Annotated in this window: 20 protein-coding genes and 1 pseudogene; 5 read left to right on the top strand and 16 right to left on the bottom strand. The window is 59.8% G+C overall.

Features of this window, described 5'->3' with window-relative positions:
- The 9 genes and pseudogenes from AC3ZU9_RS29570 to AC3ZU9_RS29530 all read right to left on the bottom strand — a co-directional run.
- Positions 1-152 (bottom strand): annotated as a pseudogene (locus tag AC3ZU9_RS29570) (4-hydroxybenzoyl-CoA thioesterase); the annotation flags it as partial.
- Positions 153-303: 151 nt separating this feature from the next.
- Positions 304-1,362: a Holliday junction branch migration DNA helicase RuvB gene (gene ruvB / locus AC3ZU9_RS29565; protein WP_015885611.1), complete on the bottom strand. Its 1,059-nt coding sequence runs from the start codon at positions 1,360-1,362 to the stop codon at positions 304-306.
- Positions 1,363-1,974: a Holliday junction branch migration protein RuvA gene (gene ruvA, locus AC3ZU9_RS29560; protein WP_003175802.1), complete on the bottom strand. Its 612-nt coding sequence runs from the start codon at positions 1,972-1,974 to the stop codon at positions 1,363-1,365.
- 67 nt (positions 1,975-2,041) lie between these two features.
- The gene (gene ruvC, locus AC3ZU9_RS29555; protein ID WP_016975450.1) at positions 2,042-2,566 is read right to left on the bottom strand and encodes a crossover junction endodeoxyribonuclease RuvC; all 525 of its coding nucleotides are present in this window, start codon (positions 2,564-2,566) and stop codon (positions 2,042-2,044) included.
- A 177-nt stretch (positions 2,567-2,743) separates the two neighbouring features.
- Entirely contained in the window at positions 2,744-3,490 is a 747-nt protein-coding gene (locus tag AC3ZU9_RS29550; protein WP_015885613.1) for a YebC/PmpR family DNA-binding transcriptional regulator, read from the bottom strand.
- Positions 3,491-3,640: 150 nt separating this feature from the next.
- Positions 3,641-5,416 (bottom strand): aspartate--tRNA ligase, encoded by a 1,776-nt coding sequence (gene aspS / locus AC3ZU9_RS29545; RefSeq protein WP_015885614.1) that lies wholly within the window; start codon positions 5,414-5,416, stop codon positions 3,641-3,643.
- A 107-nt stretch (positions 5,417-5,523) separates the two neighbouring features.
- Positions 5,524-5,745 carry an FmdB family zinc ribbon protein gene (locus AC3ZU9_RS29540; RefSeq protein WP_003193872.1) on the bottom strand — a complete coding sequence of 74 codons (222 nt, stop codon included), beginning with the start codon at positions 5,743-5,745 and terminating at the stop codon, positions 5,524-5,526.
- A gap of 321 nt (positions 5,746-6,066) precedes the next feature.
- Complete coding sequence (locus tag AC3ZU9_RS29535) at positions 6,067-6,411, bottom strand: ribbon-helix-helix domain-containing protein (protein ID WP_015885615.1); 345 nt, start codon at positions 6,409-6,411, stop codon at positions 6,067-6,069.
- Between the two features lie 180 nt (positions 6,412-6,591).
- Positions 6,592-7,065: a Dps family protein gene (locus AC3ZU9_RS29530; protein WP_003193874.1), complete on the bottom strand. Its 474-nt coding sequence runs from the start codon at positions 7,063-7,065 to the stop codon at positions 6,592-6,594.
- A 413-nt stretch (positions 7,066-7,478) separates the two neighbouring features.
- On the opposite strand from AC3ZU9_RS29530, the gene AC3ZU9_RS29525 reads away from it, so the two are divergent.
- Complete coding sequence (locus AC3ZU9_RS29525) at positions 7,479-8,081, top strand: cold-shock protein (protein ID WP_490091700.1); 603 nt, start codon at positions 7,479-7,481, stop codon at positions 8,079-8,081.
- A 70-nt stretch (positions 8,082-8,151) separates the two neighbouring features.
- Here AC3ZU9_RS29525 and AC3ZU9_RS29520 read toward each other — a convergent pair whose 3' ends face one another.
- Positions 8,152-8,358 (bottom strand): SlyX family protein, encoded by a 207-nt coding sequence (locus AC3ZU9_RS29520; protein WP_015885618.1) that lies wholly within the window; start codon positions 8,356-8,358, stop codon positions 8,152-8,154.
- A gap of 3 nt (positions 8,359-8,361) precedes the next feature.
- The gene (locus AC3ZU9_RS29515; RefSeq protein WP_093543426.1) at positions 8,362-8,787 is read right to left on the bottom strand and encodes an HIT domain-containing protein; all 426 of its coding nucleotides are present in this window, start codon (positions 8,785-8,787) and stop codon (positions 8,362-8,364) included.
- An 872-nt stretch (positions 8,788-9,659) separates the two neighbouring features.
- Between AC3ZU9_RS29515 and AC3ZU9_RS29510 the strand changes: the two genes are divergently transcribed.
- Positions 9,660-10,943 carry an OprD family porin gene (locus AC3ZU9_RS29510; protein WP_093543198.1) on the top strand — a complete coding sequence of 428 codons (1,284 nt, stop codon included), beginning with the start codon at positions 9,660-9,662 and terminating at the stop codon, positions 10,941-10,943.
- Between the two features lie 192 nt (positions 10,944-11,135).
- Here AC3ZU9_RS29510 and AC3ZU9_RS29505 read toward each other — a convergent pair whose 3' ends face one another.
- Complete coding sequence (locus AC3ZU9_RS29505) at positions 11,136-11,978, bottom strand: mechanosensitive ion channel family protein (RefSeq protein WP_015885621.1); 843 nt, start codon at positions 11,976-11,978, stop codon at positions 11,136-11,138.
- 135 nt (positions 11,979-12,113) lie between these two features.
- Positions 12,114-12,599, bottom strand: a complete 486-nt coding sequence (locus AC3ZU9_RS29500; RefSeq protein ID WP_003209785.1) for a YajQ family cyclic di-GMP-binding protein — start codon at positions 12,597-12,599, stop codon at positions 12,114-12,116.
- Between the two features lie 123 nt (positions 12,600-12,722).
- On the opposite strand from AC3ZU9_RS29500, the gene AC3ZU9_RS29495 reads away from it, so the two are divergent.
- The 3 genes from AC3ZU9_RS29495 to AC3ZU9_RS29485 are packed head-to-tail and all read left to right on the top strand — an operon-like array spanning position 12,723 to position 16,304.
- The gene (locus AC3ZU9_RS29495; RefSeq protein WP_490091699.1) at positions 12,723-13,640 is read left to right on the top strand and encodes a putative 2-dehydropantoate 2-reductase; all 918 of its coding nucleotides are present in this window, start codon (positions 12,723-12,725) and stop codon (positions 13,638-13,640) included.
- A gap of 46 nt (positions 13,641-13,686) precedes the next feature.
- Complete coding sequence (locus tag AC3ZU9_RS29490) at positions 13,687-15,723, top strand: sensor histidine kinase (protein ID WP_015885623.1); 2,037 nt, start codon at positions 13,687-13,689, stop codon at positions 15,721-15,723.
- Positions 15,724-15,725: 2 nt separating this feature from the next.
- On the top strand, positions 15,726-16,304 hold the full coding sequence (locus AC3ZU9_RS29485) for a cob(I)yrinic acid a,c-diamide adenosyltransferase (protein ID WP_015885624.1): 579 nt from the start codon (positions 15,726-15,728) through the stop codon (positions 16,302-16,304).
- 162 nt (positions 16,305-16,466) lie between these two features.
- On the opposite strand, the gene AC3ZU9_RS29480 is transcribed toward AC3ZU9_RS29485, so the two are convergent.
- The 3 genes from AC3ZU9_RS29480 to secA form a co-directional block, all read right to left on the bottom strand.
- Positions 16,467-17,411 carry a Nudix family hydrolase gene (locus tag AC3ZU9_RS29480; protein ID WP_102061325.1) on the bottom strand — a complete coding sequence of 315 codons (945 nt, stop codon included), beginning with the start codon at positions 17,409-17,411 and terminating at the stop codon, positions 16,467-16,469.
- Positions 17,412-17,431: 20 nt separating this feature from the next.
- Positions 17,432-18,649, bottom strand: coding sequence for a bifunctional glutamate N-acetyltransferase/amino-acid acetyltransferase ArgJ (gene argJ / locus AC3ZU9_RS29475; protein ID WP_015885626.1), 1,218 nt, complete (start codon positions 18,647-18,649; stop codon positions 17,432-17,434).
- Between the two features lie 123 nt (positions 18,650-18,772).
- Positions 18,773-21,508 (bottom strand): preprotein translocase subunit SecA, encoded by a 2,736-nt coding sequence (gene secA, locus AC3ZU9_RS29470; RefSeq protein ID WP_490091701.1) that lies wholly within the window; start codon positions 21,506-21,508, stop codon positions 18,773-18,775.
- Positions 21,509-21,517 lie beyond the last annotated feature (9 nt).

The raw sequence follows: 21,517 nt of genomic DNA, 5'->3' as shown, positions 1-21,517 counted from the left end.
TGGGCAAAGCCCAGCTCCCGTAGCCGCTCGGTTCGAGCCCGCTCCATGAACTTGAGGTAATTGACGTAATACACGATGCCGCCGGCATCGGTGTCCTCGTAATAAACGCGACAGCGATGTGCGAACGACTGATCCCCGTTTTGCGCGCGCATACTCTAGTGCTTACTCCTCAGGTTGCCAATCCGGCCCGCAACTGTTTTTTCATTATCACTCTTCATCCTGAAGAATATTTCTACTGACTGAAAGACGACACCAGCCACTAGGACAGCACAAACCTTGGATAAATCGTCTGGCGTGAAGCTTTTAATCGTCCACTGCATCGAGGAATTCGTCTACTACAGGCATCTCGCCCAATCGTGACGGAATGTTTAACCCAAAGTGCAGATAGGCGTGCCGCGTCACCACCCGCCCCCTTGGCGTGCGCATGATGTAGCCCTGCTGGATCAGGTACGGCTCCAGCACGTCTTCAATGGTGTGGCGCTCTTCGCTGATGGCCGCCGCCAGGCTGTCGACACCCACCGGGCCACCGTCGAACTTCTCGATCATGGTCAAGAGTAGACGCCGATCCTGGTGATCGAAGCCATGCTCATCCACGTCCAGCAGGTTCAAGGCCAGGTCGGCCACGGCCTTGGTGATATGCCCCTTGGCACGCACTTCGGCAAAGTCCCGCACGCGACGCAGCAAACGGTTGGCGATCCGCGGCGTGCCACGGGCCCGACGGGCGATTTCAAACGCGCCTTCCGGGTCCAGCGGTAAACCCAGGATGCCCGCCGAACGGCTGACGATCGTCGCCAGGTCCGCGGTGCTATAAAACTCTAGACGTTGAACAATGCCGAAACGGTCTCGCAGCGGGTTGGTCAGCATGCCGGCACGGGTGGTCGCGCCTACCAAGGTGAATGGCGGCAGGTCGAGCTTGATCGAACGGGCCGCCGGGCCTTCGCCGATCATGATGTCGAGCTGGAAGTCTTCCATGGCCGGGTACAGCACTTCTTCGACGATCGGCGAAAGCCGGTGGATCTCGTCGATAAACAGCACGTCATGCGGCTCAAGGTTGGTCAGCAGCGCTGCCAGGTCACCCGGACGCTCCAACACCGGACCCGAGGTGGACTTGATCGACACGCCCATTTCCTGGGCAATAATGTTGGCCAGCGTGGTTTTACCCAAACCCGGCGGGCCGAAGATCAGCGTGTGGTCCAGGGACTCACTGCGCCCCCGGGCAGCCTGGATAAACAGTTCCATCTGCTCGCGCACGGTGGGCTGGCCGATGTAGTCGGCCAGGCTCAGGGGGCGAATGGCCCGGTCCTGGACCTCTTCACGGTCTCGCGGGCCGGTGGCCGCAATCAGACGATCTGCTTCAATCACTTAAATCATTCCCTTCAGGGCGCGGCGGATCATGTCTTCACTGCTCAGGTTCTTGTCCTTGATGGCCGACACGGCCTTGCTGGCTTCCTGTGGCTTGTAGCCCAGGGATATCAGCGCGCTGACCGCATCGCTTTCGGCACTGGCCACTTGGCCCGCCGGCATATCTGGCTGATTCGGCACCAGGGCAAACATGCTTGGCACAACTTCCCATGCCTTGAAACGGTCCTTGAGCTCCACCAGCAGGCGCTCGGCGGTCTTCTTGCCGACGCCCGGCACCTTGGTCAGCGCCGAAGTGTCCTGGGCCGAAACGGCACGCACCAGCTCATCGACTTCCAGGCTCGACATCAACGCCAGCGCCAATTTCGGGCCCACGCCATTGAGGCGGATCAGCTCGCGGAAGAAGTCGCGGTCGCGCTTGCCAATGAAACCATAGAGGAGTTGCGCATCTTCGCGCACCACTAGGTGCGTGTGCAGCGTTATCGGCTCACCGACCGACGGTAGGCGATACAGGGTGGTCATGGGCACTTCCAGCTCATACCCCAGCCCGTTCACATCCAGAATCAGGTGCGGCGGCTGTTTCTCAGCCAGGGTGCCGCGCAAACGTCCAATCACGGTTCAGATCCTTAAAGCTTGGGGTCAGATCAAGGCCTGACCGGAAATAACGATTGCGCTGATGCTATCAGAGACGCAGGCGCCCGCCACGACTGCGTGCCGTCCCCAGGCCATGAGGCAGCAGGCTGGAGCGTGTGTGCGCATGGCAAATGGCAATGGCCAGGGCGTCGGACGCATCGATCTGCGGTTTTGAGGTGAGCTTGAGCATGTGCATGACCATCATCTGCACTTGCTCTTTGTTGGCGGCACCGGTGCCAACCACGGCCTGCTTGACCTGGGTCGCAGTGTATTCGGCGATTTCCATGCCCTCTTCGGCGCCGGCAACGATGGCGGCACCACGGGCCTGGCCCAGCTTCAGGGCGGAGTCCGCGTTCTTCGCCATAAACACCTTTTCGATGCCCATAGTGACCGGCCCGTACGTCTGGATCACTTCACGCACGCCGCGATAGACGATCTGCAGGCGCTCGGCCAACTCGCCCGCACCCGTGCGGATGCAGCCCGAGGCGACGTAGACACAGCCGCGCGGGGTCTGTTGCACCACGCCAAAACCGGTGATGCGCGAACCGGGGTCGATACCTAGGATTAAAGTCATAACGCCTGCAGTTTTGTGGAAACACATAGATCCAATGTGGAAGCTGCTTTTGTGGCGAGGGCGCTTGCTCCCGCTCGACTGCGTAGCAGGCGCAGGTTTTTGGGGGGCGCTTCGCACCCCAGCGGGAGCAAGCTCCCTCGCCACAAAAGCCCGCTTCCCCACTGGATTTCATCATGCTTAAGCGAGTTGTTCGGCTACTGACTCTGGGATGTCGGCGTTGGAATACACGTTCTGCACATCATCCAGGTCTTCAAGCATGTCCAGCATCTTCAGCACTTTCTGCGCGCCGTCCAGGTCCAGTTCGGCACTGGTGGTCGGCAGCATGACGATTTCTGCATCGGTGCCCTTGAAACCGGCGGCTTCCAACGCATTGCGCACGGCATAGAACCCGGCAAACGACGTGAATACATCAATGGAGCCATCTTCATTGGTCACCACGTCGTCGGCATCGGCCTCCATTGCGGCTTCCATCAGTGCATCCTCATCCGTGCCCGGCGCGAAGGAGATCTGCCCCTTGCGCTCGAACAAGTAGGCCACCGAGCCATCAGTACCGAGGTTACCGCCGCACTTGCTGAACGCATGGCGCACGGCTGCCGCGGTGCGGTTACGGTTGTCGGTCATGCACTCGACCATCACCGCTACCCCACCCGGGCCGTAGCCTTCGTAGGTCAGTTCGACCATGTCGTCGGTGTCGGCGGCACCGGCGCCACGGGCCACGGCGCGATCAATGATGTCGCGGCTCATGTTGGCGCCAAGGGCCTTGTCCAGCGCCAGGCGCAGACGCGGGTTGGAGCCTGGGTCACCCCCACCTTGGCGCGCGGCGACGGTCAGTTCGCGGATCCACTTGGTGAAGATCTTGCCTTTCTTGGCATCCTGACGCTCTTTGCGGTGCTTGATGTTCGCCCACTTGGAATGGCCAGCCATAACACAACTCCGAAATTCTGTAGAAACCTTATCAATCCCGCCCCAGGCAGGACTTCTCTCTTTAAAACACAACCCTTGTAACGCAAAGGCGCATCCGAAGATGCGCCTTTTTAGACTGCGTAAACCTCAGTGCGCTTTCACGCAGCAGCCTTACTCAGCCTTCGGCGTCTCGCGCAGGCGGATGTGCAGCTCGCGCAGCGCCTTGGCATCCACCACACCCGGAGCCTGGGTCATGACGTCCGCAGCGCTCTGGGTTTTCGGGAAGGCAATCACTTCACGGATCGACTGGGCGCCGGTCATCAACATCACCAGGCGGTCCAGGCCGAACGCCAAGCCACCGTGCGGCGGCGCGCCGTATTTCAGGGCGTCGAGCAGGAAGCCGAACTTCTCTTCCTGCTCCGCTTCGTTGATGCCCAACAGGCGGAAGACCGCTTGCTGCATCTCTTTGCGGTGGATACGGATCGAACCGCCACCCAGCTCGGTGCCGTTAAGCACCATGTCGTAGGCGCGGGACAGGGCGCCGGCCGGGTTGGCTTCCAGCTCAGCCGGCGAGCACTTCGGCGCGGTGAACGGGTGGTGCAAGGCGCTGAAGCTGCCGTCGTCGTTCTCTTCGAACATCGGGAAGTCAACGACCCACATCGGGGCCCATTCGCAGGTCAGCAGGTTCAGGTCGTGACCCAGCTTGATCCGCAGCGCGCCCAAGGCTTCGCTGACGATCTTGGCCTTGTCGGCGCCGAAGAACACGATGTCACCGTCGACTGCACCGACGCGGTCGAGGATCGCGTTCAGGTTGTCCAGCGGAATGTTTTTCACGATCGGCGATTGCAGGCCGTCAACACCGTTGGCGCGCTCGTTGACCTTGATGTACGCCAGGCCCTTGGCACCGTAGATGCCGACGAACTTGGTGTAGTCGTCGATCTGCTTGCGCGGCATGCTCGCGCCGCCAGGCACGCGCAGGGCGGCGATGCGGCATTTCGGGTCGTTGGCCGGGCCGCTGAACACCTTGAAGTCGACGTCCTTGAGCTGGTCGGCCACGTCCACCAGTTCCAGCGGGTTACGCAGGTCTGGCTTATCGGAACCGTAGCGGCGCATGGCTTCTTCGAAGGTCATGTGCGGGAAGTCGCCGAATTCCAGGTCCAGCACTTCCTTGAACAGGTTGCGGATCATTTGTTCGGTGAGGCCCATGATCTCTTTTTCATCGAGGAAACTGGTCTCGATGTCGATCTGGGTGAATTCCGGCTGGCGGTCAGCGCGCAGGTCTTCATCGCGGAAGCACTTGGCGATCTGGTAGTAACGGTCGAAGCCGGCCACCATCAGCAATTGCTTGAACAGTTGCGGCGATTGCGGCAGGGCAAAGAAAGAACCGGCGTGGGTACGGCTAGGCACCAGGTAGTCACGCGCGCCTTCCGGGGTGGCCCGGGTCAGGATCGGGGTTTCGACATCCAGGAAGCCGTTCTCGTCGAGGAAACGACGGATGCTGGTGGTCATGCGCGAACGCAGGCGCAGCTTCTCGGCCATTTCCGGACGACGCAGGTCCAGGAAGCGATAGCGCAGGCGGGTTTCTTCGCCCACGTCGGAGTATTCGTTGAGTGGGAACGGCGGGGTTTCCGATTCGTTCAGCACTTCCAACTCGTAACCCAGCACTTCGATGCCGCCGGACGCCATGTTCTTGTTCACGGCACCCGCCGGACGCAGGCGAACCTTACCGGTGATCTTCACGACGTACTCGCTGCGCACGCGGTCAGCGGCGGCGAAGCTCTCGGCGCGGTCAGGGTCGAACACCACTTGGGCCAGACCATCACGATCACGGATATCGAGGAAGATCACCCCGCCGTGGTCGCGGCGACGGTGAACCCATCCGCAAAGGGTGATTTCCTGACCTTCCAGGGTCTCGTTCAGTTGGCCGCAATAATGGCTGCGCATCATGGTAGTGGTTTCACTTCTCGTAATTCGAAATTCGGTGGAGGCCTGCCTCGTCACCGTACATTAAAGCAGGGGACGGATAATGCAGGAGCCTGCGCGTAGAGTTCAACTCAGTCTGCTTTGTCGCCGCCGGCGAGGTTCTTCTTGGCGCCGGTCTTGAAGTCGGTCTCATACCAGCCGCTGCCGCTCAGGCGGAAGCCCGGCATGGACAACATCTTCTTGAGCTCCGGTGCCTGGCAGGCAGGGCAATCGACCAGCGGCGCGGCGCTGATCTTCTGAATGGCTTCCAACTGATGACCACAGGAAGCACATTGATAGTCGTACATGGGCATGGAGATGTCTCGGCGATCAGATCGTTACTGCGCCACGCCTGCCCTACGGGTTCCGCAGCATGCGTAGCAAAGCGCGGGATTATATCTGGTAAATCGAGGCAGCGCAGCCGGCTTTCTGCCGGAGCCTTGCCCATCTCAGCGTACGACCTTGTGGTGAGCGGGCTTGCCCCGCGCTGGGTGGCGAAGCCGCGCCAATGAAGCCACCCCAATAAGGACACCCGAGGTCCAGGATAGGCCTGGGTCGCCTGGTTTGGGGCCGCTACGCAGCCCAGCGCGGGGCAAGCCCGCTCACTACAAGGGCAGGTGCCGGTGCTCAATGCACTATTCCGGTGAACAGGACGGTTCAACACCCCCTTTCAAGGCGTGAACCACACAGACCACCCTGACCAACCCACTGAAGTTTTTCACACCGCCATAACGCAAGTGCACTTCCCGGTCGACATAGGACAGCAACGCACTGACTGAACAGGCGTTGATCCTGGCTATCTCCGTGAGGATATTCCAGTAGATCTGCTCCAATCGCAGGCACGTGGAAAACCCGTTGAGCCTTACCGACCGGGACAATGGCTTGGCCAGACCCATATCGAACCCTTTCGCAAAAGGGTCGATCTTTATCCTATGAAAACCACCGGTTTCCATCACTCCATTACCCACTCCGCGTGACATACACCTGACACTCCATTGCCAAACAGCAGCCCATGGGTTGTCCCATTGGGCGATGGCCTTATAAAACCGCAGGCAGAGGCAGGCAGCCAGAAGACGGGGAGTTGATAGACGTAGGACAACGCCAGGAAACGCGCGGAAACAAGCGAGCGGCGCCAGGAAGGCGCCACTCAGGGCAGGTGTTTACTGATTTTCGAGCAGGGAGCGCAGCATCCACGCGGTTTTCTCGTGAACCTGCATACGCTGGGTCAGCAGGTCGGCCGTCGGTTCATCGCTGACCTTGTCGAGCAGCGGGAAGATGCCACGTGCGGTGCGAGTGACCGCTTCCTGGCCTGCCACCAACTGCTTGATCATCTCTTCTGCGCTGGGCACGCCTTCTTCTTCCTTGATGGAAGACAGGCGGGCATAGATGGAATAGGCACCCGGTGCCGGGAAACCCAGGGCACGGATACGCTCGGCAATGGAGTCCACTGCCAGCGCCAGCTCGTTGTACTGCTCCTCGAACATCAAGTGCAGCGTACGGAACATGGGGCCCGTGACGTTCCAATGGAAGTTGTGGGTCTTCAGATACAGTACATAGGTATCGGAAAGCAGCCGTGAAAGCCCGTCGACGATGGATTTACGATCTTCTTCACTGATACCGATATCGATTGCCATGTTTATCCCCTTCAATTGACAAGCATTCATTGATCAGGTGCAGGACCACTCTAGCAAGAGTGCCGGTGATGCGCAGCCCGGCGCGGCAATTCGCCCCGGCGTGGCCGTTCAAACGGTGCGGCCGGGCCTCTGGCCCAAGTAGGAAATATCCCTGCAACCCGTTTGAAAAGCCTGCACGTGTCTAGGACAAGCGTTTGACACAGAAATGCCGTCATCCTTGCAACACCCCGAAATGCTTGATTTGAGTAGGCACAGCCTTTGCTGTTAAATAGGCGGCGTGTCGTCGCCGTTACTTTCTGCGGCAGCGGCATAGGCTGATACCCCGCGCACGTGCCCAACGCCTCCCATTGTTCAGAAGCGAACCGTGCCAGTCAGCTCTTCCTCGTGATCCGTCTTAAAGTGAGTTAATCAAAATGTTGAAAATCGTCCACCTGCTAACGGGCGTTGCAGCGTTGCTGCTGTCCTTTATACCGAGCTTGCAACAGGGAAGCCCTCCCTACCTGGAACAACACGACGCTCTGTACCTGGCCTTGTTCGGCCTTCTTAACCTGACGCTGGCACCGGTGATCCCTTACTGGAACAAAGGCATACGTCATCAACTGCAAAACCTGGTCAGCGCGCTGCTGGTACTGACCGTGGTCGTACAAACCCTCACCCTCCTGGCACCTATGCCTGAAGTCGGCGGCCACCCGGCCATCCTGCTCAGCCTGGTGATTGCTGTGGTCGCCATCGTTCTTCACCTGGCCATCAGCTTCTACCGTTCCTCCCCTGCGGCCTCGTCGCAAACCTACGACATGACCAATCGGGATACCGGTACCGTCAAGTGGTTCAACACCTCCAAAGGCTTCGGCTTTATTTCCCGTGATTCGGGCGACGACATTTTCGTCCACTTCCGGGCCATTCGCGGCGAAGGTCATCGCGTCCTGGTGGAAGGCCAGCGCGTGGAATTCTCCGTCATGAATCGCGACAAAGGCCTGCAGGCCGAAGACGTGATCGCTGCACTGCCGCGTCGCTGATACCCGCGCTCGCAGCAAAAAAAAACCGCGATCCAGCTTGGCTGGGTCGCGGTTTTTTTATGCGCGCCTGTTAATAATGAGGCGGCGGCGCTTCTTCTTCGGAGGTTTCGAATTGGCCGCCCATTTCTTCCTGGCGTTTAAGTAGCGCGGTCATCTGCAATTGCAGGCGCTCGACAGCACGCTGCTGGGTGACGAGGATGTCATTGAGGGTCTCGATGGTGTCGTCCTGGAAGGCCAGGCGGCTTTCCAGGTCGGTGACGCGGTCTTGCAGATCCATGATTCAACCCTGGGTAAAGATGAAGTCGGCGGGCAACAACTCGCGCAGACGGCCGCGGATGGCTGCCACTTGCGCATCGGTGTAAGGCTGCGCCGGATGTTTGCCCCATACCGGCGCCGGCCAGGCGGCATCGTCACGCTTGCGCACGATCACATGCACGTGCAGCTGGCTGACCACATTGCCCAGGGCGCCGATGTTCATTTTGTCGGCGCAGAAACCGTCATTCAGCGACTGGGCCAGGGCCGTCGTCTCTTGCCACAACCGCTGCTGATCGGCGACATCCAGCTGAAACACTTCGCTGATAGCGTTGATACGCGGCACCAGAATGAACCAAGGGTAGTTCGAGTCATTGGACAGCAGCAGGCGGCACAGGGGGAAATCCCCCATGACCAGCGTGTCTTGTTGAAGGCGTTGATCTAAAGCGAACACTGCAGGCACTCCGTTCGGCAGGTCAGGTTCAAGGCCCCCAGCATACCTGCGAATCGCCCACGCTTCACGCCAGCGCCTGCGCGCATGAACATGGCGCAATGAAAAAAAGTGCACCATTTAGAGACAGGCGAATATTTCGACTACGCTCAATGACCAATCCTGCTGCGATTGGCCAAACACTGATCAAAAGATTATGGCGAGACCCGCGACACAGAGGCCTCAAGAAACAAGGCATTGAGCCATCACCGCAATCAAGCGATATCTGGGGGCCTGCACCAAAATGACCCATTTATGCCTCAAAGAGATCCGTCGTCTACCCACCGACTGGGGTGAATGGGTAACGTTTTCTCCAGATTCAGGATGTGCGCACCGTTACACAGATGCGGAGCATGGGCGTCCGGGCCAAACCAATCGGCGTAAAAACCCCGTGCTTATGCGGTTTTCACGGAGCGACGACGTTTTTCACGAAAAAATGACATTCGGTTTGCGGTTTGGGCACGCTTGCTGCATTCATCCTCTTATCGTCGGCAACGGCACCAGAAGGGAATCAGGTGTTTCGCGATGAAAACAACAGCGGTTCAATGCGCGCCAAGGACGATTTCAAACTTTTAAAGTCACGTTTTTTACGCTCTTTTAACGGTTTAGAAACAGTATTGAAGTTGTCAGTCTCGTTACAGTGAGGCTGTGAATTTGCGACATGGATATAGCAATCTACGACAAGCTCGTAAAGAAGCTGAAAGGAAAGTTGGGCAAGTATCGCCAATATTGTCAGCGTGATATAACTTTGCGCCGACACAAAAAGAAAGAGCCGCCCAGACAAAAATACAGGTGGGACGGCAGTACTCTTCCTAAAACCAAAGGAGCAAATCACGATGCGCGTGATGAAGTGGAGCATGATCGCCCTGGCTGTCTCGGCAGCAGGCACCTCACAGTTGGCAACGGCGTCCTCTCAGGACGATTCCAAGGGCTTTGTTGAAGACAGTACTTTCAGCATTAATACCCGCGCTCTGTATTTCAGCCGCGACTTCCGTAACAACCCGTCGGGCCCGGGCACGAAGAGCCGTGCAGAAGAAACCGGCCTGGGCTTCAACGCCCTATACGAATCGGGCTTCACCCAAGGCACCATCGGTGTCGGTGTTGACGTGATCGGCCTGTTGGGCGTCAAGCTCGACAGCGGCAAGGGTCGCGCCGGTACCGGTCTGTTCCCAACCGGTTCCGACGGTCGTTCGCAGGATGACTACTCCAAAGGCGGCGGTGCCGTTAAGTTCCGTATCTCCAATACGGTCCTGAAAATCGGTGACCAGTACACCACGGCTCCTGTGTTCGCTTCTGACGATAGCCGCCTGCTGCCAGAGCTGCCACAAGGTATCTCGATCACCAGTAACGAGATCAAGGGCCTGAAGCTGGAAGGCGGTCACTTCACCTCCAGCGTCGCGCAAAACCAGACCTACCATGACAGCCTGGGCCTGACCAAAACCGACTTTGTCGGTGGTGTGTACTCCTTTACGCCTGAGTTCACCGGTAGCCTGTACTACGCGAAGACCGAAGATTACTTCCGTAAGTACTACAGCAACCTGAACTGGACCCACGCGCTGAGCGACGATCAGTCCTTCGCCCTGGACTTCAACATCTACGACACCAAGAGCGAAGGTGCCGGCCTGCAACGCGCAGAGAAAGATGGCACCACCAAGCTCGACAACCGCGCGTTCAGCTTGCAGGGCGCTTACACCATCGGCGCTCACACCTTCACCCTGGCAGCCCAGAAAGTCACCGGCGACGGCGACTACGGCTACGGCGTAGACGGCGGCGGTAGCGTGTTCCTGGCCAACTCCGTTGCCCGTTCCGACTTCAACGCCGAAGGCGAGAAGTCCTACCAAGCTCGCTACGATATCAACATGGCGACCTTTGGCATTCCTGGTCTTAGCTTCATGACTCGTTATGTCACCGGTAGCGGCGCCAACACTGCCACCACGTCGAACGGTAAAGAGTGGGAACGCGACATCGAAGCCAAGTACGTGGTACAGAGCGGCCCAGCGAAAAACCTGAGCCTGCGTCTGCGTCAAGCCACTTATCGCTCCGGCGATGGCGTGTACTACGGTTCGCCTTCGATCGACGAACTGCGTCTGATCGCGAACTACCCGCTGAACATCTTGTAATTGACGGTTTGATTACAACGATGACTTGAGGCCTCGGCCTGAAATAAAAAGCCGCTCCCTTGTTAAACAAGGGAGCGGCTTTTTTATGGCTGTAATGTTTCAGCACGGGAATAACTAGCAAGCTAGCTAACGAGATTGACACTTGCACCTCGAACCTGACCTGACGGCCAAGTTCAAGACTATTGGCTCACGCTACTTGGCGACTGTTTCCTGCATCACACGAATAACCCGCTGCGGAAATGGAATATCAATCCCCGCCTCTTTTAAACGATCACGTGCAAGTTCGTTCAGCATAAACACCACGTCCCAATAATCCGACGTCTTGGTCCAGCAACGCAGGGATACGGTGATCGAACTGTCGCCCAAGGTCGACACCACCGCCACAGCGGCCGGGTCTGCCAACACACGCGGGTCTTTCGACAGTTCCAGCAACACCTCACGGGCTTTCTGCAGGTCGGCCTCGTAGTCCACACCTACGTCAAACACCACCTTGCGGGTCGGCTGGCGGTTGGTGTTGGTGATGATGCCGTTGGACAGGATGCCGTTCGGCACGATCACGGTCTTGTTGTCGCCGGTACGCAGCACGGTGTGGAAGATCTGGATGCTATCGACGGTACCCGAGGTGCCCTGGGCTTCGATCCAGTCACCAAGGCGGAACGGGCGGAACAACAGAATCAGCACGCCACCGGCGAAGTTCGCCAGGCTGCCTTGCAATGCCATGCCGATGGCGAGGGTGGCGGCACCGATCGCGGCAATGAACGAGGTGGTTGCCACCCCAATCATCGAAGCCACGTTGACCACCAGCATGATTTTGAGCGCAATGTTCGCAAGTCTAGTAATGAAATGTTGCAGCGCCATGTCGGCATTACGCAGTGCAAGCAAGCGCCCTACCCGGTGGGTCAACACGTTGATCAGCCACCAACCGATGACCAGGGTGACCATGGCCAGCAAAAACCGGCTGCCGTATTCCATGATCATCGGGAGCCACGATTCTGAGGTCTTGATCAGGTGATCCATTTCAGCGTTCAAATCCATCTACATTCTCCTGTTTACCGGATGTTCGGTGTATTGAGTGGCCATAAATGCAATTGAGCCCCGTAGGGCTCAATCGTGGGAGCAGGTGCTGGGGCGTGGGACGTCGAAAACGCCCCCAGGTTCCCCAAAGTGCCATCAGTCGCGGAAGTTATTGAACTGCAGCGGCATGTCGAACGTCTTGGCGCGCAAGGCCGCAATGGCCTCTTGCAGGTCGTCACGTTTCTTGCCCGTGATACGCACCTGCTCACCCTGGATGGCGGCCTGGACTTTGAGCTTGGCATCCTTGACGTGGGCAACGATCTTCTTCGCCAACTCCTTGTCGATACCTTCCTTGAGCACGGCTTCCTGCTTCATCAGCTTGCCGGAGGCGTAGGCGTCCTTGATTTCAAGGCACTGCGCGTCGATCTTGCGCTTGACCAGCGACAGCTTGAGGATCTCGATCATCGCTTCCAGCTGGAAATCGGCTTCAGCGGTCAGGTTGACGGTCAGTTCCTTTTCCTTGAATTCGAAGCTGCCCTTGCCTTTCAAGTCATAGCGACGGTCCAGTTCCTTGACGGCGTTCTCGACGGCGTTGGTGACTTCGTGTTTGTCCAGTTCGGATACCACGTCGAACGAAGGCATGTCATTTCTCCAATATAAGGGGCGGGCTCAGTAGAGATGGAGCGCGCCCGAGCTAAAATGCCGGGGCATTATAGCGGTTCTTTCGCCCCATTCACTGTGAGCGACCCCACGGAGCACAAACTGATGTCGACCACCTGGCATATTCTCGGCGCCGGCAGCCTGGGCACACTCTGGGCCACGCGCCTGGCGCGCGCGGGCCTCCCTGTCAGGTTGATCCTGCGTGATGAGGCGCGTCTGGCCAACTACCAGACCACCCAGGGTCTGACCTTGGTAGAGCACGGTGTAGCACAGACCTACCCGGTGATCGCAGAAACGCCTGACAGCCCGGAGCCGATTCATCGCCTGCTGGTGGCGTGCAAGGCCTACGACGCCCAAAGCGCCGTCGCACAGTTGCAACGACGACTGGCGCCCGACGCGGAACTGATCCTGCTGCAGAACGGCCTCGGCAGCCAGGACGCGGTCGCTGCACAAATGCTCCAGGCCCGTTGCATCTTTGCCTCCAGCACCGAAGGCGCGTTTCGCGACGGCGACTGGCGCGTGGTGTTTGCCGGCCATGGCTACACCTGGCTGGGGGACGCGAGCCACCCTACCCCGCCACTCTGGCTGGATGACTTGCAGGCGGCTGGCATTCCCCACGATTGGAGCGCCGATATCCTCACGCGGTTGTGGCGCAAGCTGGCGCTCAACTGCGCCATCAACCCACTGACCGTGCTGTATCAGTGCCGTAATGGCGAGCTGCAAGCCCATCACTGCGAAGTCGCCACCCTGTGCGCTGAACTCGGTGAACTGCTGGAATGCTGCGGCCAGCCCGCCGCCGCGCTGGATCTGCAGCACGAAGTGGAACGGGTGATCCTGGCCACGGCGGCCAATTACTCTTCCATGTACCAGGACGTGGCCGCCGGCCGCCGCACCGAAATCAGCTACCTATTGGGCTATGCTTGCCAGGCGGCCGCCCGTCATCAGCTGAACCTGCCGCATTTAAACCAGCTGCAAGTACGCTTGGTCGAGCAGCTGCTCGCACGCGGATTGCCCCGCGACTGAGCCACGCGCTACCCTGCCCGCCTGTCTATCACCTGGGAAAACCCTGATGCCGCTGCGCCAGCGTCTTGAAAACCTACCCGTCGGGCAGAAATTGCTGGCCGCCCTGCTGGTGCTGTTGACCACTGTATTGCTGGTGGCCAACTTGACCTTTATCAGCGCCGCCTACTGGATCTCCCAGGAAAGCATGGCCCCCCAGGCCTTGCAGGCCATTGGTCGCCTGGTGTCCAACCCCGCGCTCGCCGCCGAGGCCCTCGAATCACCCGCCAAGGCTGACGCCCTGCTCAATGAGCTGACCAGCTATTCACCCTTGCGCGCCGCCGCCCTTTACGACGGCGAAGGCAACCGACTGGCGCAGATGCAACACGGTGACCGCCTGCACCTGCCCGACAACTACCGGCATATCGAAGCGTGGCGCGTGACCGAGTTTCGCAGCAACCAGGTCATCACCCTGCCCCGCGCGGGCCAGCCGTCCGGTCATCTGCTGCTGGTGGCCAGCAGCGAGCTGCCGGTGGCGTTCTACACCGGCACGCTGACCGCCAGCCTGGGCATCCTGATTTTCAGCGTGTTGCTGTGGCTGATCATCGCCCGCCAGATCAAACGCCTGATCACCCGGCCGATCCATGAACTGGAAGAGCTGTCGCGCCAAGTCACCCGTGAAGAGAACTACGCCCTGCGCGCCGGTCGTGGCAACCACGATGAAATCGGCAGCCTGGCAGAAGCCTTCAACACCATGCTGTCGCGCATCGAAGCCCGCGAGCAGCAGCTCAAGCGTGCACGTGACGACTCCCAGGCCGCCTACGATCAGGCCCAAGGCTTGGCCGAAGAGACACGCCACACCAACCGCAAGCTGGAACTGGAAGTCCAAGTCCGCAGCAAGATCGAGAAAAAACTCACCGGCTTCCAGAATTACCTGAACAGCATCATCGACTCGATGCCCTCGGCACTGATCGCCCTGGATGAACAGCTCTACGTCACACAGTGGAACCAAGAGGCCAGCGCGCTTTCCGGTACGCGACTGGATGAAGCCCTGAACCAGCCGATCTACCTCGCCTTCCTGCCACTCAAGCCGTATCTGCCGCAGATCAGGGCGGCGGTCGAGCAACACACCGTGGAGCGCATCGAACGTGTCACGTGGTTCAAGGACGATGAACCCAAGCATTACGCCCTGACGTTCTACCCACTGATGGGCGGCGCCGGGCGGGGCGTGGTGATCCGTATCGATGACATCACTCAACGGCTGTCCCTGGAAGAAATGATGGTGCAGTCGGAGAAGATGCTCTCCGTAGGTGGCTTGGCCGCCGGCATGGCCCATGAGATCAACAACCCGCTGGGGGCAATCCTGCATAACGTGCAGAACATCCGTCGCCGGTTGTCTCCCGACCTGCCCAAGAACCTGGAACACGCCGAACAGGCGGGCATCGAGCTGGAAACCGTCAACCGCTACCTGCAAAGTCGTGAAGTGCCGCAACTGCTCGATGGTATCCAGCAGGCCGGGGCACGGGCGGCGAAGATCGTCACCCATATGCTCAGCTTCAGCCGCCGCAGCAACCGGCAGATGGCACCGTGCGACTTACCGGCGCTGATCGACCAGGCGGTGGAAATCGCCGGCAACGACTTCGACCTGGCCATCGGCTTTGACTTCAAGGGCCAGGCGATCATCCGTCAATTCGACCCGCAGCTGGGCCCGGTACCCGGCACCGCCAACGAACTGGAACAGGTGCTGCTCAACCTGCTTAAAAACGCCGCCCAGGCCATCCACCTGCGCGAAGACGACAGCGAGCCGGGGCGCATTATCCTGCGCACCCGCCTCAACCCACCGTGGGCGGAGATCCAGGTGGAAGACAATGGCATCGGCATGAGCGAGAACGTGCGCAAACGTACATTCGAGCCCTTCTTCACCACCAAGGAAATCGGCCAGGGCACCGGGCTTGGGCTCTCGGTGTCGTATTTCATCATCACCAATAACCACAAGGGCCAGATGGAAGTGCACTCCACCCTAGGCCAAGGCACTTGCTTTACCTTGCGCTTGCCTCTGGCCGGCAGCCAACTGCCGCCTTACGAACTTACCCAACTGGAGCAATGACCATGGGCTTTCGCCTGTCGAAAATCTACACGCGCACCGGCGACAAGGGCGAAACCGGCCTGGGCGACGGCCGCCGCGTGCCCAAGGACCACCCACGTGTGGAAGCCATTGGCGAAGTGGATACGCTGAACAGTCAGCTCGGCCTGCTGCTGGCCTATCTCGAAGCACTCGGCGGACAGCATCCGGGTTTGCAGGACGTGATCGAGGTACTCACTCCTTGCCAGCATCGATTGTTCGATCTGGGCGGCGAGCTGGCGATGCCAGAGTACAAAGCCTTGAATGCGGCGGAAGTGGATCGGCTGGAAGCGGCGATTGACCGCTGGAATGAAGAAGTGGGGCCGCTGGAGAACTTCATCCTGCCGGGTGGCTCGGCGCTGATCGCCCAGGCCCATGTGTGCCGTAGCCTGGCGCGCAGTGCGGAGCGTCGGTGTCAGCAGTTGAATGCGCTGGAGCCGCTGGAAGGCGTGGGGTTGGCGTATATCAATCGGTTGTCGGATTTACTCTTTGTGGCCGCCAGGGTTATCGCCAAGCGCCAGGGTGTAGCCGAAGTGTTGTGGCAGGCAGCAGCGAAGCCCCACTAACCCAATAAAAACGCCAAACCTGTAGTGAGCGGGCTTGCCCCGCGCTGGGCTGCAAAGCAGCCCCAACAAGGCCGCCGCGTAGGCTCAGACACAACACGCCGTCTGGTTTTGGGGCTGCTTCGCAGCCCAGCGCGGGGCAAGCCCGCTCACTACATGTCCGCGTTAAGTTTGCGGCCAGAACGCGCGAATGCCCGCCACACCTTGAGCGCCAGCTTCCCAAGCCTGTTCCCGCTCGGCAGGTCCTACCCCGCCCAACAGAAACACCGGCTTGCTGAACCCACGGATCAACTCCGCCGCCTGCGCCCACCCCAACAGCTGCGCGTCAGGATGGGTCTGAGTCGGCTGCACCGGCGACAGCGTGACAAAATCCACGTCCATCATTTGCGCCAACGCCAGCTCTTCAGCGTTGTGGCACGAAGCCGCCAGCCAGCGATCCTTCGGCAGTGGGCGGCCCTTACTCGCGTATTTACGCAGTTGCGCCGCCGTCATGTGCCAGCCGGCTGCAGGAAAGTCCCCCAACCATTCAAACGGCCCCTTGAGCATCAGTTGGGCCTTGCCCGCGCACAGGCCCACCGCGTCGACCGCGAGGTCGCGGTATTTGGGGTCGTAGCCGTTGGGCGCGCGCAGCTGCACCAGCTTGATGCCACCCGCGATGGCTTTCTGGATGCCACGCAACAACGCCGGGGTTTCCAGCTCGCCTGGCGTGATCAGGTACTCGGCAGGCAAGCGCGCCGCCGCAACGATCGGTGCATTGGCCGCCGGAAACTCATAGTTGATCAGGTCTCGAGGAGCGACCCACTCCAGCGGTTGTCCTTCGACACCCTGCGGTTCGCCGGTAAACGCCGAAACCTCCCAGACATCCAGCAACACCTGCTTGTCCGGGTAGTCATGCTGCACCTTGATCAGCGGCCGTGCCGTGGTGACCTGGATACCCAGCTCTTCCTGCAGTTCGCGGGACAGAGCGCTGGCGACCGATTCATCGGCCTCCACCTTGCCACCGGGAAACTCCCAGAGACCGCCCTGGTGCTGGGTATCGGCGCGGCGCGCCAGCAGAATCCTGCCGTCGACACCGCGGATCACCGCTGCTGCTACATGCACTCGTTTCACCGCGATTTTCCTCTTGTCTGTCAGGTACGGTATTCCGCGTTGATCTTCACGTACTCGTGGGACAGGTCGGTGGTCCAGATGGTTTCGCTGCACTCGCCGCGACCCAGCTCGATGCGGATGGTGATTTCTTCCTGCTGCATCACCGCCGAGCCCTGAGCTTCGGTGTAGGTCTCAGCACGGGCGCCACGGCTGGCGATGCACACATCACCGAGGAACACGTCGATCTTGCTCACGTCCAAGTCCGGCACGCCGGCACGGCCGACGGCTGCCAGGATACGGCCCCAGTTCGGGTCAGAGGCGAACAGCGCAGTCTTGATCAGCGGCGAGTGAGCCACGGTGTAACCCACGTCCAGGCATTCCTGATGGTTGCCGCCACCGTTGACTTCAACCGTCACAAATTTGGTCGCGCCCTCGCCGTCACGCACGATGGCCTGGGCCACGTCCATGCACACTTCGAACACGGCCTGCTTCAACGCCGCGAACAGCGGGCCGCTGGAGGAGGTAATTTCCGGCAGGTTGGCCTGGCCGGTGGCGATCAGCATGCAGCAGTCGTTGGTCGAGGTGTCGCCATCGATGGTGATGCGGTTGAACGACTTGTTGGCGCCGTCCAGGATCAGGCTGTGCAGCACATCGCGGGAGACTTTGGCGTCGGTGGCGATGTAACCGAGCATGGTGGCCATGTTCGGGCGGATCATGCCCGCGCCCTTGCTGATGCCGGTGACCGTGACGGTCACGCCATCGTGCACGAACTGGCGGCTCGCGCCTTTTGGCAGGGTGTCGGTGGTCATGATGCCGGTGGCGGCGGCGGCCCAGTTATCCACAGACAGGTCGTCCAGCGCGGCTTGCAGTGCGCCTTCGATTTTTTCCACCGGCAGCGGCTCACCGATGACACCGGTGGAGTACGGCAGCACTTGGCTAGCGTCGACGCCGGTCAACTGGGCCAGCTTGGCGCAGGTGCGCGCGGCGGCCACCAGGCCCGGCTCGCCGGTGCCGGCGTTGGCATTGCCGGTGTTGGTCAGCAGGTAACGGATCGTGCCGGCCACGCGTTGCTTGGCCAGGATCACCGGCGCGGCGCAGAACGCGTTGAGGGTGAACACACCGGCGACGGTCGAGCCTTCGGCACAGCGCATCACCACCACATCCTTGCGCCCCGGGCGTTTGATGCCGGCCGAAGCGATACCGAGTTCAAAACCGGCAACCGGGTGCAACGTGGGCAAAGGACCAAGACCAACAGCCATGAATGCGCTCCTTAAAAATAGGTGATGTCTGTGCCGTCGTGAGCGACGGTGAAATTAATGGCAAAACGCCGCGACGGCAGAGGCCGGTCGCGGCGCGGGGTGTTACAGCGTCAGGCGGAAATCTTATTCGATCTGGCCGTGGCAGTGCTTGAACTTCTTGCCCGAACCGCAATAGCACAGCTCGTTACGACCCAGCTTCTGATCGTTGCGAACCGGGGTTTGAGCCAAGGCCACATCGATCTCTTCGCCCAATACTTCAGGGGCGTCCAGACCTGGTGCTTCATCGTGCTGGAACTGCATGCGCGCAGCCAGTGCCTCGGCTTCCTGGCGCAGGCGGGCTTCTTCCTCGATCGGGTCTTCGCGACGCACCTGAACGTGGGACAGCACGCGAATCGAATCGCGCTTGATCGAATCCAGCAGTTCGGAGAACAGCGTGAACGACTCGCGCTTGTACTCCTGCTTCGGGTTCTTCTGGGCGTAGCCACGCAGGTGGATGCCGTGACGCAGGTGATCCATGGTCGACAGGTGGTCTTTCCACAGGTCGTCCAGCACGCGCAGTACGATTTGCTTCTCGAAGGTGCGCAGTGCTTCGGCACTCGCCTGCTCTTCTTTCTCGTTGTACGCCGCCAGCAGCTCGGTCATGAGCTTCTCGCGCAGGGTCTCTTCGTAGAGGTGATCGTCCTCGTCCAGCCACTGCTGAACCGGCAACTCGACACCGAAGTCGTTCTTCAACGCGGCTTCCAGGCCAGCAACATCCCACTGTTCAGGCAGGGATTGTGGCGGGATGTGTGCGCTGACGGTGGCGTTGAGCACGTCCTGACGGAAATCGGCGATGGTTTCGCCAATGTTGTCGGCGGCCAGCAACGTGTTACGCATGTGATAGATCACTTTACGCTGTTCGTTGTTGACGTCATCGAACTCGAGCAGTTGCTTACGGATGTCGAAGTTGCGGCCTTCAACCTTGCGCTGCGCCTTCTCGATGGCGTTGGTCACCATGCGGTGCTCGATCGCTTCACCGGACTGCATGCCCAGGGCCTTCATGAAGTTCTTCACGCGGTCCGAGGCGAAGATGCGCATCAGGCTGTCTTCCAGCGACAGGTAGAAGCGGCTGGAACCGGCGTCACCCTGACGACCGGCACGACCCCGCAGCTGGTTGTCGATACGGCGCGATTCGTGACGCTCGGAAGCGATCACCTGCAGGCCACCGGATTCCAGCACGGCCTGGTGGCGTTTCTGCCAATCAGCCTTGATCTGGGCGATCTGCTCAGGCGTCGGGTTGTCCAGGGAGGCCACTTCCACTTCCCAGTTGCCGCCCAGCAGGATGTCGGTACCACGACCGGCCATGTTGGTCGCGATGGTCAGTGCGCCTGGGCGACCGGCCTGGGCGATGATTTCGGCTTCTTTTTCGTGGAACTTGGCGTTGAGGACCTTGTGCTCGATGCCTTCCTTATTGAGCAGGTTGGACACGTGCTCGGACGTTTCGATAGTGGCGGTACCTACCAGGATCGGACGCCCCTGGGCCATGCCGTCCTTGATGTCGTTGATGATCGCCGCGTATTTCTCTTCGGCGGTCAGGAACACCAGGTCGTTGAAGTCTTTACGCGCCAGCGGTTTGTTCGGTGGGATAACCACGACCGACAGACCGTAGATCTGGTGGAATTCGAACGCTTCGGTGTCGGCCGTACCGGTCATGCCGGACAGTTTGTTGTACAGACGGAAGTAGTTCTGGAAGGTGGTGGAGGCCAACGTCTGGCTTTCAGCCTGGATGTTGAGCACTTCCTTGGCTTCGATGGCCTGGTGCAGGCCTTCGGACAAGCGACGACCCGGCATGGTACGGCCGGTGTGTTCGTCAACCAGCACCACCTGCCCGTCCTGCACGATGTACTCGACGTTGCGATGGAACAGCTTGTGCGCACGCAGGCCGGCATACACGTGGGTCAGCAGGCCCAGGTTGTGGGCCGAGTACAGGCTTTCGCCTTCAGCCAGCAGGCCGATCTGGGTCAGCATGTCTTCGACGAACTGGTGACCGGCTTCGTTGAGTTCGACCTGGCGGGTCTTCTCGTCGATGGTGAAGTGACCTTCTTTGGTCACCACGCCTTCCACTTCCTCGATGTGCTGCTCAAGACGCGGGATCAACTTGTTGATCTCGGTGTACAGGCGCGAGCTGTCTTCGGCCTGGCCGGAGATGATCAGCGGGGTACGGGCTTCGTCGATGAGGATGGAGTCGACTTCGTCGATCACGGCAAAGTTGAGTTCGCGCTGGAATTTTTCTTCCATGCTGAACGCCATGTTGTCGCGCAGGTAGTCGAAACCGAATTCGTTGTTGGTACCGTAGGTGATGTCGGCAGCGTAGGCCGCGCGCTTCTCTTCCGGCGGCTGGAACGGCGTTACCACGCCGACGGTCAGGCCGAGGAATTCATACAGCGGGCGCATCCAGTTGGCATCCCGGCGAGCCAGGTAGTCGTTCACCGTCACAACGTGCACGCCCTTGCCGGACAGTGCGTTGAGGTAAACACCCAAGGTTGCTACCAGGGTCTTGCCTTCACCGGTACGCATTTCGGCAATCATGCCTTCATGCAAGGTCATGCCGCCGATCAACTGGACGTCGAAGTGGCGCATGCCCATGACACGCTTACCGGCTTCACGGGCGACCGCAAAGGCTTCGGGAAGCAGCCTGTCGAGGGTCTCACCTTTAGCTATGCGGGCCTTGAACTCTTCGGTCTTGGCGCGCAATTGCTCGTCCGAAAGGGCAACCATCTGCTCTTCGAAGGCATTGACCAGCTGCACCGTCTTGAGCATGCGTTTGACTTCGCGCTCATTCTTGCTTCCAAAAAGTTTCTTTAACAAAGGCGCAAACATATCGGCAGG

Source organism: Pseudomonas sp. A39 (assembly GCF_058145955.1).
The sequence above is the reverse complement of the archived record's forward strand: the minus strand, read 5'-3'. Positions and strand labels throughout refer to the sequence as shown.

Excerpts from the sequence above, each read along its gene's own strand:
- ruvC (WP_016975450.1), bottom strand. The coding sequence starts at position 2,566 with ATGACTTTAATCCTAGGTATCGACCCCGGTTCGCGCATCACCGGTTTT.
- AC3ZU9_RS29550 (WP_015885613.1), bottom strand. The coding sequence starts at position 3,490 with ATGGCTGGCCATTCCAAGTGGGCGAACATCAAGCACCGCAAAGAGCGT.
- aspS (WP_015885614.1), bottom strand. The coding sequence starts at position 5,416 with ATGATGCGCAGCCATTATTGCGGCCAACTGAACGAGACCCTGGAAGGT.
- AC3ZU9_RS29540 (WP_003193872.1), bottom strand. The coding sequence starts at position 5,745 with ATGCCCATGTACGACTATCAATGTGCTTCCTGTGGTCATCAGTTGGAA.
- AC3ZU9_RS29535 (WP_015885615.1), bottom strand. The coding sequence starts at position 6,411 with ATGTCACGCGGAGTGGGTAATGGAGTGATGGAAACCGGTGGTTTTCAT.
- AC3ZU9_RS29530 (WP_003193874.1), bottom strand. The coding sequence starts at position 7,065 with ATGGCAATCGATATCGGTATCAGTGAAGAAGATCGTAAATCCATCGTC.
- AC3ZU9_RS29525 (WP_490091700.1), top strand. The coding sequence starts at position 7,479 with ATGTTGAAAATCGTCCACCTGCTAACGGGCGTTGCAGCGTTGCTGCTG.
- AC3ZU9_RS29520 (WP_015885618.1), bottom strand. The coding sequence starts at position 8,358 with ATGGATCTGCAAGACCGCGTCACCGACCTGGAAAGCCGCCTGGCCTTC.
- AC3ZU9_RS29510 (WP_093543198.1), top strand. The coding sequence starts at position 9,660 with ATGCGCGTGATGAAGTGGAGCATGATCGCCCTGGCTGTCTCGGCAGCA.
- AC3ZU9_RS29505 (WP_015885621.1), bottom strand. The coding sequence starts at position 11,978 with ATGGATTTGAACGCTGAAATGGATCACCTGATCAAGACCTCAGAATCG.
- AC3ZU9_RS29500 (WP_003209785.1), bottom strand. The coding sequence starts at position 12,599 with ATGCCTTCGTTCGACGTGGTATCCGAACTGGACAAACACGAAGTCACC.
- AC3ZU9_RS29495 (WP_490091699.1), top strand. The coding sequence starts at position 12,723 with ATGTCGACCACCTGGCATATTCTCGGCGCCGGCAGCCTGGGCACACTC.
- AC3ZU9_RS29490 (WP_015885623.1), top strand. The coding sequence starts at position 13,687 with ATGCCGCTGCGCCAGCGTCTTGAAAACCTACCCGTCGGGCAGAAATTG.
- AC3ZU9_RS29485 (WP_015885624.1), top strand. The coding sequence starts at position 15,726 with ATGGGCTTTCGCCTGTCGAAAATCTACACGCGCACCGGCGACAAGGGC.
- argJ (WP_015885626.1), bottom strand. The coding sequence starts at position 18,649 with ATGGCTGTTGGTCTTGGTCCTTTGCCCACGTTGCACCCGGTTGCCGGT.
- secA (WP_490091701.1), bottom strand. The coding sequence starts at position 21,508 with ATGTTTGCGCCTTTGTTAAAGAAACTTTTTGGAAGCAAGAATGAGCGC.